The organism is Lactobacillus sp. ESL0246 (assembly GCF_003692965.1).
Lineage (GTDB): Bacteria > Bacillota > Bacilli > Lactobacillales > Lactobacillaceae > Lactobacillus.
This window is the reverse complement of the sequence record NZ_REHC01000013.1, coordinates 1-14,584: the sequence shown is the minus strand read 5'-3', so window position 1 is coordinate 14,584 and position 14,584 is coordinate 1. Positions and strand designations below refer to the sequence as shown.

The window sequence follows — 14,584 nt, the reverse complement described above, 5'->3', positions numbered from 1 at the left end:
TAGAATGAACTTTAGGAGGATATCATGGAGAAGTTAGCTATAATGACTTTGGCCGATGATTTGGCCGCAAATCAAGAGAGTATTTTAAATAAAGAGACAGATTTTGATGCAGAGGCTGTTTATCAGGCGATTGATAGTCTGCAAGTATTACATAAGCCAATCAAAGAATACCTTAAAATGACGCAGGAAGAGTATTACGAGACTGAAAGTGATCATAAACTGACTTTGATTAACTTATCTGAACAATTGACTGATTTGCATGATCGTATTTTAACAAATCATGTTGACGGTTTTATTGATCAAAATGAAATCAATTTGACATATAATCATGAAAATCCTTATGAAGATGATTTTTATAATAATATAGTTGATTTTCACGTTGTTACATATAGCTTGAAAGTAATTGGTGCAGTTCAAGCAATTGCAGCTAAGGAATTACAAGCAGTTTTGTCTAAGGATGCGCTTGTGTCAATTGGGTTGGCAACTTATGCTTTGGCAAATGACAAATAGTTTTTGAAGCTGCGGCATAATGCCCAGCTTTTTTCTTTAGTCTGAGGCGAAAAATGAATGTATTTAAATATGTTAGAGGATTGGCTGATCAATTAAGCGGAATAAAAGACCATGCGCTATTTAATAAAAAAAATATTCCACTTGATCCAATGCAGGATTATTTGACAGTGGGCGAGTATCATATTGGTGCTGAGCAGCAAACGCCTCATGGTCAACCGTATACTCTGATCGTATATAAAGATGAAAATGACATCCTGCATCAAGCACTTAGCTCAGAAAGTTCAGATAAATTGGAACCAGAGTATGTGCGAGAATTTAATCCTGAGTTGGAACGCTATCGTGCATTTGTTAATACTAAAACGGGCCGACGGTATATTGTAGAGGACTATCTTGATCAATTTTTGCAGCGCACTCGAAGACATATTCGCCAAGGTAAAAATTCCGTTAATGTGAGCGTAATAACTGATACTCATTTTAAAGATTCTAATAGTATGGACTTCTATGGCTGGAATGGACTAACGCATGTCAAAGAGTTTTCTTATCTTGATCAATCAGGCATACTTGATTTAAAGCTTCATTTAGGCGATTGGATTGATGGCTCTGATACCGGCTTTTTGGGTGAAAGTGAGTTAATTAAGCTGCGAGATTCCTTTAAATCGACAGACGTGCCATATATGATGATCAAGGGTAATCATGACGAAAATGATAAATATGATGAGCACCATGACCTAAAGGCTTCTTTTCCAGAGAATGAATTTGAAAAAATTATGTGGCCGCAGATGTATGCACAAAAAGATGTGCATTATATTTCTCGCCAACATGGTGTCTGTTATTATGATGTAGACGATGTGCGCTTTATTTGCGTTAATACTTCGGATCTTCCATATCATTTAGATCTTCAAGGACATAAAAAGTATGATGCGAAAATCACTTTAGCAGTTAGAGAAGATCAGATTGAAGAAATTATTGAAATCTTACAGCAATCATCAAATAAACGCATCGTTTTGATGAGTCATGCTAATCCGATTAATCGTAAGGGATCAAATGCGTTAAAGTATAATGGTCGATCGCTACATGAGTTGCTGGTTGCCTTTAATCAAAGAGAAAAAGGACAAATGCATTCTAGTCGTGGAATTCCGCCCGAGTTTCGTTTGGCAAATGATTTTGATTTTACAAATATAAAAAATGCCCACATCATTGCTTATTTTTGTGGTCATCGCCATACTGAAGACCAGTACCGCATTAATGGTATTCAATATATTCTCTTTAATTGTTCAGCCTTGATGGGTTCTAACCATGTTCTGACTACTAAGTACAACAAGAATTGGAAGCGGCAAATTGATCACGCTACTGAGTTTGCTGGATACGTGGTAAATATTGACTTACGTCGACACTGTATTCAAGTATTTGGTTATGGCGCGGCTAGCAAGAGAAGAATTTTTTATATTTAGTAAAGAAAGTTGGGCAATTTGGTAATTGGCTGCCTTTTAGCCTATAATAGTAAAGTTAGACTAAGGAAAATAGATGTTTGAAATAATTTAAGGAAGATAAACTATGTGCGGAATTGTTGCATTTTATAATCCAGAAATAAACGATAAGCAAGCCGCCATCGGTAAAATGATGGCAACAATTAAGCACCGTGGTCCTAATTCAGATGGGCTTTACACTAACGATAAAGTCGCACTGGGTTTTAGACGGTTATCGATTATTGATTTGCGTGGCGGTAGCCAACCAATTTTTAACGAAGACAAAACGCGGGCAATTATTTTTAACGGAGAAATTTATAATTTTAAGCCGCTAAGAGAAGAGCTAATTGCGGCTGGACATACCTTTACAACTAAATCAGATACTGATGTTTTACTACATGGATATGAAGAATGGGGCATGGATGGTCTTCTCAAGCGGGTTCGGGGAATGTTTGCCTTTATTATTTGGGATGATAATACCCAAACAATGTATGGTGCTCGCGACTTCTTTGGTATCAAGCCATTATATTACAGCAATGACAATGGTCATCTTATTATGGGCTCTGAAATCAAGAGTTTTCTTGCTTTCCCTGGTTTTAAACGTAGACTTAATACTGAGGCAGTTAAGCCATATTTAATGAATCAATACAATGACTTAAGTGAAACGTTCTTCAAAGGAATTCATCGTTTTCCTGCAGGGCATTGGTTCGAATATAAAGCTGGCGAGATGAAAATTCATCAATATTGGGATGCCGAATATAAGGCTAATAGTCTTAGCTTTGAAGAAACGGTCAAGAAAATTGATGAGGATTTGAAAGAAACAGTTGAACTGTACCACAATGCTGATGTTCCGGTAGGGGCCTTTTTATCTGAGGGTGTTGATTCAAGCTACATTACTAGTATTTTAAATCCTGATGATGTGTTCTCAATTTCCTTTGATGATGCCACTTATGATGAGGCGTCTAAAGCAAAAGACTTAGCCGATATTAAGGGATGGAAGTTTTACTCAGATAAAGTAAATGCTGATGAAGCAATGCATGATTTTGCGGAAATGCAATACCATATGGATGAACCAGATGCTAATCCGTCAATTATCCCTTTATGGTATCTATGTAAAATGGCACGTAAGCACGTCACAGTGGCATTATCTGGTGAAGGTGCTGATGAATTATTTGCAGGTTATGTTAATTATGGCATGCACACCCATAACAGTGTAATTAAGGCTTTTACTTCTCAATGTGTAAAACTACCTAAAAACACCAAAATAAAATTGGCGCGCAAGATAAAGAAAATGCCAAACTTTCCAGGGAAAGTGCATTTATATACTAATTTGGCGCAACCAAGTGAATTTTATGTAGGGCAGTCCGTCATCTATGACATGGATTACCCAACTATTTTTACTTCTAAAGATGCTAATAGTATTTTGCGACCATCTTATCGCAATCAGTTAACGGTTAATGGCATTTATCAAAGTGACTTTAAGAAAGTTAAAGATTTGGATAATGTTCGCCAAATGCAATATATCGATTTGCATCACTTTATGCTAAACGATATTGAACAAAAAGCTGATAAGATTTCAATGGCGCACTCGTTAGAACTACGAGTTCCTTACCTAGATAAGAAAATGGCAGAACGTGCTAATTCAATCCCGACAGATTATTTGGTTAATAGCCATGACACCAAGTATGCTTTACGTAAGGCCTCTGAAAAAGTATTGCCAGATGAATGGGCTAAACGTCCGAAACTAGGTTTTCCAACACCAATTAAACAATGGTTACAAGAACCACGCTTTTATAAGCAAGTAAGGGAATTATTTATCGAAGACTTTGTCCAAGATATTTTTGAGCAAGATAAGATATTGCAATTATTAGATGATAATTATAAGGGCGATGGGACGCACCGGCGTCAAATTTGGACGATATATACTTTTTTAGTATGGTATAAGTTATTCTTTGTTGATTATGAGGGAACAGTATCCAAGTATCAGCACGTGCAACCAGAAGTAGCTAGCTTGATTGAGCAAGGAAAGTTAGTCTGATAGGAGCAGATTTTTAAAATGAAACAATTTACACCCATCTTACTTGGTAGTGATATTAATGTTTATGGTATGGCTCGTTCATTTAATGAAGCCTATGGCATTAAAGTTAAGGCATTAGCTGATACCCAATTGGCACCAACGCGTTATTCTAAAATTGTAAACGTTGAATTACACCATGGCTTTAGTACAGATCCGACCTTTATGGATGTCATGTATGAACAAATGAAAATTTATCAAGACCACAAGGAACCAGTGATTTTGATTGCTTGTGGGGATGGTTATGCAGAACTGCTTTCTAAGCATAAGACTGAGTTAAGCGATGTTTTTATTGTTCCGTATATTGACTATGATCTTTTAGCAAAATTGATTTCTAAAGAAGGCTTTTATCAAATTGCGGAAGAATATGGCTTACCTTATCCAAAGACAAAAATTGTAACATTGGCTGACTATCAGGAAGAAAATTATTTAGAGCTTCCTTTTGGTTATCCACTGGAATTAAAGCCTGAAGACCCAGTTTCTTGGCTTGATGTTCAATTTGAAGGTCGTAAAAAGGCGTTTACCATTCATAATGAAGCTGAATTAAAAGATATTATCGGCAAGATTTATGGTAATGGCTATAAAGAAGACCTGATTTTGCAGGACTTTATTCCCGGGGATGATTCTAACATGCGTGTTTTAAATGCTTATGTTGACAAGGATCATCACGTCAAGATGATGTGCATGGGGCATCCGCTATTAGAAGATCCGACTCCGCAGTCAATTGGTAATTATATGGCGATTCTACCTGAATATGATGAAAAGCTATATGAGCAAGTTGAAGCATTCTTAGAAAAATTAAATTATACTGGAATGGCTAACTTTGATATTAAATATGATACCCGTGATGGCAAGTATAAGTTCTTTGAAATCAACTTGCGTCAAGGTCGCTCTAGCTTTTATGTCACTTTGAATGATTATAATCTCGCTAAGTGGTACGTAGAAGATTATGTTGAAGATAGTTTAAAAGATAAAGAAACTGTTTATGGGAATAAACTAAAGTCTAAGCATGTTTTGTGGCTGGGGCTACCAGTTAAAGTTTTCCAACGATATGCAGTAGATAATGATGCTAAGCAATTGGCTGAAGAATTAATTCATGAGGGTCGCTATGGTACGACAGTGTTTTATGACAAGGATCGTAACTTTAAGCGCTGGCTGTTAATGAAATATATGTTCCATAATTATAATGGTCGTTATCAAAAGTATTATCAGGAAAATAAAGGACAATTTTTTAATAAATAATATTAGTTAAAAAAGCAGATTAATTAAAATTAGTTAAAGGCCGTATGTCGATATTCAATCGAGATACGGCTTTTATGTTGGCTTACTTTTTAAAATTATGTTAGTTTCGGCTCACGTTAATATTGTGAACAATTTGATATAAGTAAAATAAAATTTATATCTATTGAGTCTGCTTTTAGTGCCAAAGCTTGATTAACCAGGATCAAATAAAAAACAGCTATTTTATTACATGATTTTTACTTGAAATTTTTTTCACAATAGCTTATATTTAGAAAGTGAAACGTTGTTCCATTTATTTAAAGGAGAATTACATGAATGAATTAAAAAAATATAAATTTAGTGACTTTTGTAATAAAATAATGTCTGCTGTAGCAATGGCTATAGTGGTTGCTGTGACACCAGGAGCGATTATTGCACCATTTATAAGTGGGTTGGCTAACACAAATTCATTTTGGAACACAGTAAACACAGCTACTAACATGGGAATGTATATTGTTCCCGTTGCAGCTGGCATTTTGGCAGCTAATCAATTTGGTTTTAATATGATTGAAAAAGCTAGTGTTTCGATAGCTAGCCTAGTGGGCAGTGGAGCAGTTATATATTTAAAAGGTGAGTGGAAATTAGTTGGAATGGGAGACTTAATTAATACCATTTTGATTATTGCTATTTCTATAGTTGCCATATTTTTAATTAGAAATTATGTTGGAAGTTTTTCAATTATTTGGGATCCTATTGTTTGTGGGACAATAGTAGGATCTTTTGGTATGTGGAGCTATACTTATGTTCATTTGATTTCAACGACTGTTGGCTCAATATTAAATTCGTTTACAAGGCTTCAACCGACTTTAATGTGTACATTAATAGCCATGTCTTTTGCAGTTATTATAGCTACTCCACTTTCAACAGTGGGATTGGCTTATGCGATTGGAATTAGCGGATTAGCAGGTGGTGCAGCATCTGTTGGTGTGACATCTTGCTTTATGATAGTTGCCATCGCTACGTATAAAGTTAATGGAAAAGGAGTTTCTTTTGCAATGTTTTGGGGATCTGTGAAAATGATGTTAGCAAACTTTGTTAAGCATCCACGCATGTTACTTCCAATAGCGATAGTCGGGGCAATAATTGGTTTTGTAGATTCATTTTTAGGAATAAAAAATGGTTCAGCTTATGCCGGCTTTGGTCAGCCTGTTGGTCCAATTAATTCATATACGTATATGAATGGACCAGATTTATTAAAGATAGCTATTTTGATATTTATATATTTTGTATTGCCGATCGTTGTGTCAATAATTGTGGTTCACTTTATGGAAAAATTCCCAAAATTGTATAAAAAAAGTGATTGGGTAGTCAACATTGACGAAAAGTAAGAGGAGAAGAAAATGAAAATTATTTGTTATGGAGTTATTGAATTAGAAAAACCATATATTAATAAATGGGCTAAAGAAAATAATGTTGAAATAAAGCTTGTGAAAGAAGAACTAAACGATGATAACGTTGGTTTAGCTGAGGGTTATTCAGGTGTTTCTTCAGAAGGGATTACTCCTGTAAACGAAGTGGTTTATTCTAAACTTGAGAGTTTTGGAATAAAACAATTGGCAATTCGTCAAGTTGGAGTAGATAATCAAGATTTAAATGCTGCCAAACGACATGGTATAAGAATAACTAATGTTGCTGCTTATTCTCCTCGTGCAATTGCTGAAATGGGAGTAACGCAGGCAATGTATCTACTACGTAAAATTGGTATTTATCAAGAACGTATGGAAAAGGGAAATTTCACTTATGATCAATCTACTATTAGTACAGAAATTTTTAATTGTACCGTTGGATTAATTGGTGCTGGCCATATTGGAAGTGCAACTGCTCAAATTTATAATATGCTAGGGGCTAAAGTTATTACCTATGATCCATATTATGATGCATCACTTGAACCATTTACAACTTATGTTGACTTAGATACCATTTATAAGGAATCAGATATTATTTCATTGCATGTACCATTGTTGCCTAACACAAAAAAGATAATTAATGAAAATTCAATTAATAAAATGAAGAAAAAACCAATTTTGCTTAATATGGCTAGGGGTGGACTTGTTGATACCCAAGCATTAATTAAAGCACTTAAAAATGGAAAAATTTCAGCAGCTGGATTAGACACTCTAGAAGATGAAATAGACTTTTTTGGTAAGCAATTAGATGAAGAGTCTTTACCTAAGGACTACCAGATATTGCATAAAATGCCTAATGTTTTGATTACGCCACATATTGCGTTCTTTACAGAATTAGCAATTAAAAATAGTATGGAAATTGCTTTAAATGATGCTAAGACTATAATTAATGGAGGAACTACTAGAAGTATCGTAAATCCATAAAAAGAGGTTACTTTTTTGAACGATGAATTAAATAAAACCGTCATTAACACTTTTAAGATTATTGATGTGATAGCAAATGCAAAAGATAGTGTGGGAATTAGTAATTTAAGTGTAGCTGTATCCTTACCAAAAACTACAGTATTTAGATTAATTAGTACACTAAAATATTTAAATATAATTTTTGAGGATAAAGATAAAAAATATAGCTTAGGTTCAACCTTTTTAAAATATGTTAATAGGGTTAAAAGTAAGAATTCTCTTGTTGAAATTGCACTACCTTTTATGAATCAATTTTCAAAAAAAATAAAAGAAACAATAAATTTGGGAATATTATATAATTCACAGGTAGTCTATCTAAAAAGTATTGAGGGAGAGAACTTTTCTCTTCAAGTTAAATTAATGCCAGTAGCTCCCTTATATTGTAGTAGTATGGGAAAAATATTTTTAGCTACTTTTTCAGAAAAACAGTTAACTCATTACTTCGCTACTTGTAACCTAGATAAAAAAACAGTGAATACAATTAATAATGAGACAGTGTTAAGAAAAGAAGTTTTAGCAATAAAAAAAGAAAAAATTGCCTATGATAATGAAGAAGCTGAGTATGGATTAAGTTGTATTGCTGTTCCAATAATTAAATGTAATAAAGTGGTAGCTGCAATTAGCGTTTCGGGTCCAACATCTCGAATGCAAGTACGTGGTTTAAAACAAATTAAGATGGAATTAGAAAACACTGCACAAAAAATAATTAAAAGCTTACATGAAGAAAATATTGATGATTTATACATCAATGAAGCAGATTTTTAGTGTTTAACAGTTAATATTATTTTGATTTGCTAAGGTCGTATGTCGATAAAGTATCGGTATACGATCTTTTTATATTTATTATAAGTCTTGGATACAAGGGTAGTTTATTGAAATAAAATAGAATCAAAATTGTGATATGTATCTGCATTAAGTATGCGTATATTTATTTTTTGCTTTATTATTTTTTTACTTAACTTACAAAAATAAAAACAGCGCAATAATTATATTGGCTTAATTTTTTGCTGATTATGAAGCTGAACTTTTAATTTATTCTATCAATTATTATCTTTTATATATATTTAGTTATACAATTGATTATAAGATACAATTTATTATTTTATAAGAAATAATTGTATTATTAGCTGTAAGTTTTACGGAAGAAGTAAATATGAAAAAACGTAAAAGTTTTAATCAAAAGAATAAAAAGATAATGGTTAGTAGTATTGCCGCCAGCACGTTATTGATATTAGGAATTACTGAAAATAACACCGTTAAAGCGGCTGACTTGCGACCTGAAGTTTCTGAGCATTTAACTACAACTAGCTTGCCCAAAGCTGCATCAAATAATCATTTGACTAGATCACAACAATTTATGTGGGGCAACACTGTACCATTAGAATACGATGCTAATAATAGAACCTTAACTATTGGAGCACCTGGGGAAAAGTATACTATTAATGGTCCTGGTATGCTTGCAATGGTAGCACCAGGAGTGAAACATATAGTTATTGCTGCTGATTTAATAAAAATTAGTGGTTCTGCTGCTGGTATATTTGCCCAGTTAGATCAATTACAAGACATTCAGAATTTGGATAGACTTGATACTTCAGATGTAACTAATATGAGTAGTATGTTTTTTGATGACCGTAATCTAGCTGGAGTGGATGTTTCGCACTTTAACACAGCTAAGGTTACTGATATGAAAAGTATGTTTGGCGCTTGTGAGAAAATAACAGAATTAGACGTTAGTCGTTTTGACACGAGCAATGTTACTGGTAGTGGGCTGATATACATGTTTTCGAACTTGAGGTCCGTTAAAAAGCTCGATATTTCAAACTTTAAAGTTGATAAGGTGACGAATCTGAATGACATGTTTTTTGGCTGTTCGTCATTAGAACAGGTAAAACTCCCTCAATGGAATAGTGAAAAAATCGCTGCTTTGGGAGGTATGTTTGAGTGGTGTGAAAAGTTAAAAGAAATTGACCTCAGTAGTTTTAAAAACTCGACCCCGACCGAGATGGATCAAATGTTTCACGATTGTAAAAGTTTAGAGAAATTAGATCTTAGTGGTTTTAAAATGACCAGTTCAACTCTACGTTCAGATATGTTGACAGACTTACCTAAGTTGAAATGGCTAAAATTAGGCAAGAACAACGTCTTAGATGGGTCTGGCTTAAATACTCCTGTAACGTGGTATAACCAAGGTGATGATCCTTCCTATCTGCCAGCTAATACTCATAAATGGAGTTCAAGCGAGCTAATTAGTAATTATAATCCAAATACGGACGCTGATACCTACGCTGATAAAAAGGCTGTACCAAAACCGCTACCTTCGCCTGTACCACCAACTGATTCAACAAGTCAAACGCCAGCTATTCCCATCACTTCTAATCCTAGTAATCATGTCCCGTCAACTAATGATATGGTTAAAGAAGTTGTGCTTAAACACAATGCTTATCTCTATGATAAAAATGGTAAGCGGGCAAATAAGGTTACGCTTAAGTTTGATTCAGAGTTAGCTGTGCATGGTAAAGAAAAGATTAATGACAGAACATTTTATGTTTTAGTTGATCAAGGTGCTGACAAGCAGAAATATTATGTAGTCGCTAGTAACGCTGACGCAACTGCGCAGGTGCTAAAGCATAATGCATATGTTTATAATCGTTATGGCAAGCGAATTAAGCACTCAAAAATGTTGCGCAACAAACAAAGAATTGACACCTATGGTGATCCATTAACCATTCGCGGACACAAATATTTTATCATTGCCCGTAATCGTTTCATCAAGGCCAATAACGTTATGCCAATTACAGTACAATCATTAACTACAAGTGGTATGAAAGTAAGCGTAAATGTAAATAATCTCGTTGAAAAGAAAATTATGCACAATGCTTATCTTTATAATGAGCAAGGACAACGTGCCAATAAAGTGATTCTTACCACCACCTCAGTTGTAGATGTCATAGGCAAGAAAGTTTTAAAAGGTACGAATTATTATGAACTTTCTAATGGTTTGGACATTGTTGCTAACAATATCGATGGTACTAATATGAAACTCAAGCATAATGCATATGTTTACAGTCGTTATGGCAATCGGTTAGGCAAAAAAGTGTTTAAAAAGAATCATTTGGTTAGAACTTACGGTAGCAGTGTAACGATTAAGAAAAAGAAGTATTATATTATTGGTCAAGGTACTTATATGAAAGTTGCAAATTTTAAGTAATTAACGTTAATTACAATATAGAACACCCGCAAGTTAAGCACGAATCCAGAAGTTAAAGTAAGCATTTTGATTCGGTCATTAACACCTTGGGGTGTTCTTTTTTTAAACTTCTTGCTAAACTGGTAAATAGAGTCTAAGTGGAGAGGATTAATTATATGAAACTTGCACATGGATTAAATAATAATGAAATAGAAGTCAAATTGCGCTGGCTGTTGTTAGGAGAATTGGTAACTTGGATTGGGTCAAGCTTTGTTTGGCCATTAACCTCAGTATATCTTAACAAACAGTTACATATCAGTTTATCAGTGATTGGTATTGTTTTATTCTGCAATTGTGCCAGCAATGTGTTGGGATCATTGGTAGCGGGCTGGCTTTATGATCGCTGCAACCCATACCCATTAATTGTTACTGGACTTGGGGTAGATGCATTAATTTTGATTTTGATGGCGTTTTTCCATGGCTGGCCAGAATATTGGTTCTGGTTAGTGCTGACTGGCTTTGCTAGCGGATGGAACGGAACCCTAATCAATTCAATTGCAACTAGCCTGCGCAAGTATCCGGGACGCTATGTTTTCAATCTAATTTACTTTGCCCAGAACGTGGGAACAGTGACAGGCACACTCTTAGTGGGCTACCTATATGATTTTTCGATCGAATTTTTGTTCTTGTTGGCAGCAGCTTTATTTGCAATTGGCTTTATTAATGCCGCAATTCATTATCGTCCAATTAGCAATTTTCATAAGCAAAGACATGCTAAGAAAACACAATTAGGCAAAAAACCTAAGGCTGAACCGATGCCTAAATATAATTTGATGCTGATGGTAGGATTTTTAATTTCACTAGCAGTAACGTGGCTAATGTATATGAACTGGGAATCTAATCTTTCCGTTTATATGGTATCTTTGGGTATTCCGTTTCACTTATATAGTCTATTATGGACTCTTAATGGAGCAATTATTGTGATTGTGCAAGTAATTTTGGCACGGTACCCAAATATTTTTAAGAGCTTGTTCCAACAAATTGTGTTCGGCACTTTGATGTTTGCCATTTCTTTTGCAACCTTGATTGTTGCTCGGGACTTTTTGCATTTTGCCTTATCGATGGTTATCTTAACTTTGGGCGAATCTACAGCTTTTCCAGCTGTTCCGGCTTACATTAATGATTTATCGCCCAATACCAGTAAGGGTAAATATCAGGGGGTAATCAATGTTGCTCGCGGGATAGGTCAAGCCTTTGGTCCCTTATTTGGCGGGATGATAATTGATCGGGCAGGCTATATACCATTTTTCATGGTTGCAGCTGGCGGAATTTTTCTAATGGTTATTCTGCTATTACCGCTTTATGCGAAGTTACGGCATCGGATAAAACTTTACAAATAAAGTTTGTAAAAGCTTTTTAATATTAACCTGATAATTAAAATGATAATATTAATCTAGTTAAATTTTAATCTTAATCCCAAGGGAGGATTTTTAAATGAAAAAAATTTCTACAATTCGTGGCGGAAGCGGCGATGTAATTGAACCTAAAGTGGGTACACGTCCCCAAGACAATATTTATCTAGCGGTTAACTCGGACTGGCTTGAAAAGACTAAGATTCCTAGTGACCGTTCGCGGATGGCATCTTTTGATGGGATTGACGTTAATGTTGAAAAGCATTTAATGCAAGATTTCGCAGATTTTGCCTCTGGTAAAAAAGAGGTGCCCAATGTTCCTAACTTGAAAAAGGCGGTTAAGCTTTACCAATTAGCAAGCGATTTTGATAAACGTAATCGCGAAGGGGCAGAGCCGATAAAATCCGACTTGACACTTCTTGCTGAACTTAAGGACTTCTCTGATTTTAATTTGAAGGCACCAGACTTAACAACTTTTGCATCAATGCCATTTGGCTTTGATGTGGAACCGGATATGAAAAACACCAAAGTTAATGTACTGAACTTTGCCGGTCCTGGAACCTTTTTGCCAGATACTACAACTTATCAAACTGAAGATGCGGCTAAATTATTAACTATTTTGCAACAGCAATCAGTTAAGTTGCTTGAAATGGCTGGAATAGATTCTGCAGTAGCAGAAAAATATGCGGCAGATGCAATTAAGTTTGATGCCAAACTAGCTAAAGTAGTTAAGTCATCTGAAGAATGGGCTGATTATCCAGCAACTTATAATCCAATGAAAATTGCTGATTTTGAAGCTAAATTTAGTGAATTCAAGATTGATTACTACTTGAAAGAAGTCATTGGGGAAGAGCCTGCCAGAATTATCGTAGCAGAACCACGTTATTTAGATCATATTAATGAACTAGTCAATAAGGATAATTTCGAAGAAATTAAGGGCTGGATGATTGTCAACTTTATTAATGATGTTGCCTCTGAATTATCACAAAGCTTCAGAGAAGCTGCCTTTCCGTTTAGTCAAGCCTTGTCGGGTCAGCCACAATTATCCGATGGCATTAAACAGGCATATCATATTGCCAATGGTAGTTTTAGTGAAGTCGTTGGTGTTTATTACGGTCAAACGTATTTCGGCTCTGAAGCCAAAAAAGATGTTGAAGATATGATTCGGCGCATGTTGGCTGTTTATAAAGAGCGCTTGGCAAAGAATAGTTGGTTATCCGAAGCTACCAAAAAGAAGGCAATTGTAAAACTTGAAGCTTTGGAACTTAAAATTGGTTATCCTGATAAGATTGAAGAAATCTACAATCGCTTAGAGGTTATTCCAGCTAACCAAGGCGGTAGTCTTTACTCCAATGAACGTGCCTTCGCAATCGAAGAGCAGAAATACAACATTGAACAATTGCATCGTGAAGTTGACCGAACAATTTGGGCAATGCCAGGCAATTTAGTTAACGCTTGCTATGATCCGCAAAGAAATGACTTAACTTTCCCAGCCGCAATTTTGCAAGCACCATTTTATGATTTAAAGCAAGATCGTGCCACTAACTTTGGCGGGATTGGAACTGTGATTGCTCACGAAGTTTCGCATGCCTTTGACAATAATGGAGCGCAATTCGATGAGTTAGGTAATATGACCAATTGGTGGACTGATGAGGACTATGCCGAATTTAAAAAGCGGACACAAGCTGAAATTGATCTGTTTGATGGTCTTGAATATGGTCCAGTTAAATTGAATGGTAAGCAAATTGTGTCTGAAAACATTGCCGATCAGGGCGGATTGACTGCTGCAGTTGAGGCTGCTAAAAATGAAAATGACGATTTAAAGAAATTGTTTGAAAACTTTGCTAGAATTTGGGCAAATAAGCAGTTGACTGAGTCAATTAAGACTCAAACGGCAGTCGATGTTCATGCCCCAGGTCCATTACGGGCAAATGTCCAAACGCAATGTCAAGATGATTTTTATGAAGCCTTTGATGTGAAGCCAGAAGATGGTATGTGGTTAGAGCCAGATAAACGTGTTCATATTTGGTAATTTAATTATTAAAACAAAAACAGCACTATTCTGATCTGAACCCTAAAATTAGGACAGATTATTAAACTTTAACTTAGGACTAGTTCCCGATATTTTATCGGGGCTAGTCCTTTTAATTTTATTTTGATTCTTTCATTATTGTAATAATCGATATATTCTCTGATCGCCTGTTCTAATTCAGTTAGATTCTTAAAATTTTTTTCAAACCCATAAAACATTTCTCTCTTTAAAATGCCAAAGAAGCCTTCCATTA

11 protein-coding genes are annotated in these 14,584 nt (G+C 35.0%); 10 read left to right on the top strand and 1 reads right to left on the bottom strand.

Annotated features, from left to right (window positions below):
- The first annotated feature begins 24 nt into the window (after window positions 1-24).
- The 10 genes from F5ESL0246_RS07380 to F5ESL0246_RS07335 all read left to right on the top strand — a co-directional run bounded on the left by F5ESL0246_RS07380 (window position 25) and on the right by F5ESL0246_RS07335 (window position 14,331).
- Complete coding sequence (locus F5ESL0246_RS07380) at window positions 25-510, top strand: hypothetical protein (RefSeq protein WP_122019170.1); 486 nt, start codon at window positions 25-27, stop codon at window positions 508-510.
- A 53-nt stretch (window positions 511-563) separates the two neighbouring features.
- Window positions 564-1,961: a metallophosphoesterase gene (locus F5ESL0246_RS07375; protein WP_122019168.1), complete on the top strand. Its 1,398-nt coding sequence runs from the start codon at window positions 564-566 to the stop codon at window positions 1,959-1,961.
- A 103-nt stretch (window positions 1,962-2,064) separates the two neighbouring features.
- Window positions 2,065-4,014 (top strand): asparagine synthase (glutamine-hydrolyzing), encoded by a 1,950-nt coding sequence (gene asnB / locus F5ESL0246_RS07370; RefSeq protein WP_122019166.1) that lies wholly within the window; start codon window positions 2,065-2,067, stop codon window positions 4,012-4,014.
- Between the two features lie 18 nt (window positions 4,015-4,032).
- Window positions 4,033-5,292, top strand: coding sequence for a carboxylate--amine ligase (locus F5ESL0246_RS07365; RefSeq protein ID WP_122019164.1), 1,260 nt, complete (start codon window positions 4,033-4,035; stop codon window positions 5,290-5,292).
- A 311-nt stretch (window positions 5,293-5,603) separates the two neighbouring features.
- Window positions 5,604-6,659: a PTS sugar transporter subunit IIC gene (locus F5ESL0246_RS07360; protein ID WP_122019161.1), complete on the top strand. Its 1,056-nt coding sequence runs from the start codon at window positions 5,604-5,606 to the stop codon at window positions 6,657-6,659.
- A gap of 12 nt (window positions 6,660-6,671) precedes the next feature.
- Entirely contained in the window at window positions 6,672-7,661 is a 990-nt protein-coding gene (locus F5ESL0246_RS07355; protein ID WP_122019159.1) for a D-2-hydroxyacid dehydrogenase, read from the top strand.
- Window positions 7,662-7,676: 15 nt separating this feature from the next.
- Window positions 7,677-8,465, top strand: coding sequence for an IclR family transcriptional regulator (locus F5ESL0246_RS07350; RefSeq protein WP_122019156.1), 789 nt, complete (start codon window positions 7,677-7,679; stop codon window positions 8,463-8,465).
- A gap of 388 nt (window positions 8,466-8,853) precedes the next feature.
- Window positions 8,854-10,908 (top strand): SLAP domain-containing protein, encoded by a 2,055-nt coding sequence (locus F5ESL0246_RS07345; RefSeq protein WP_122019153.1) that lies wholly within the window; start codon window positions 8,854-8,856, stop codon window positions 10,906-10,908.
- A 155-nt stretch (window positions 10,909-11,063) separates the two neighbouring features.
- Window positions 11,064-12,287 carry an MFS transporter gene (locus F5ESL0246_RS07340; RefSeq protein WP_122019150.1) on the top strand — a complete coding sequence of 408 codons (1,224 nt, stop codon included), beginning with the start codon at window positions 11,064-11,066 and terminating at the stop codon, window positions 12,285-12,287.
- Window positions 12,288-12,381: 94 nt separating this feature from the next.
- A complete protein-coding gene (locus tag F5ESL0246_RS07335) occupies window positions 12,382-14,331 on the top strand; it encodes a M13 family metallopeptidase (protein ID WP_122019148.1) in 1,950 nt (649 codons plus the stop codon).
- A gap of 68 nt (window positions 14,332-14,399) precedes the next feature.
- Here F5ESL0246_RS07335 and F5ESL0246_RS07330 read toward each other — a convergent pair.
- Window positions 14,400-14,584 (bottom strand): IS3 family transposase (locus F5ESL0246_RS07330; RefSeq protein WP_147441037.1); only part of this gene is annotated, 185 nt, incomplete at its 5' end.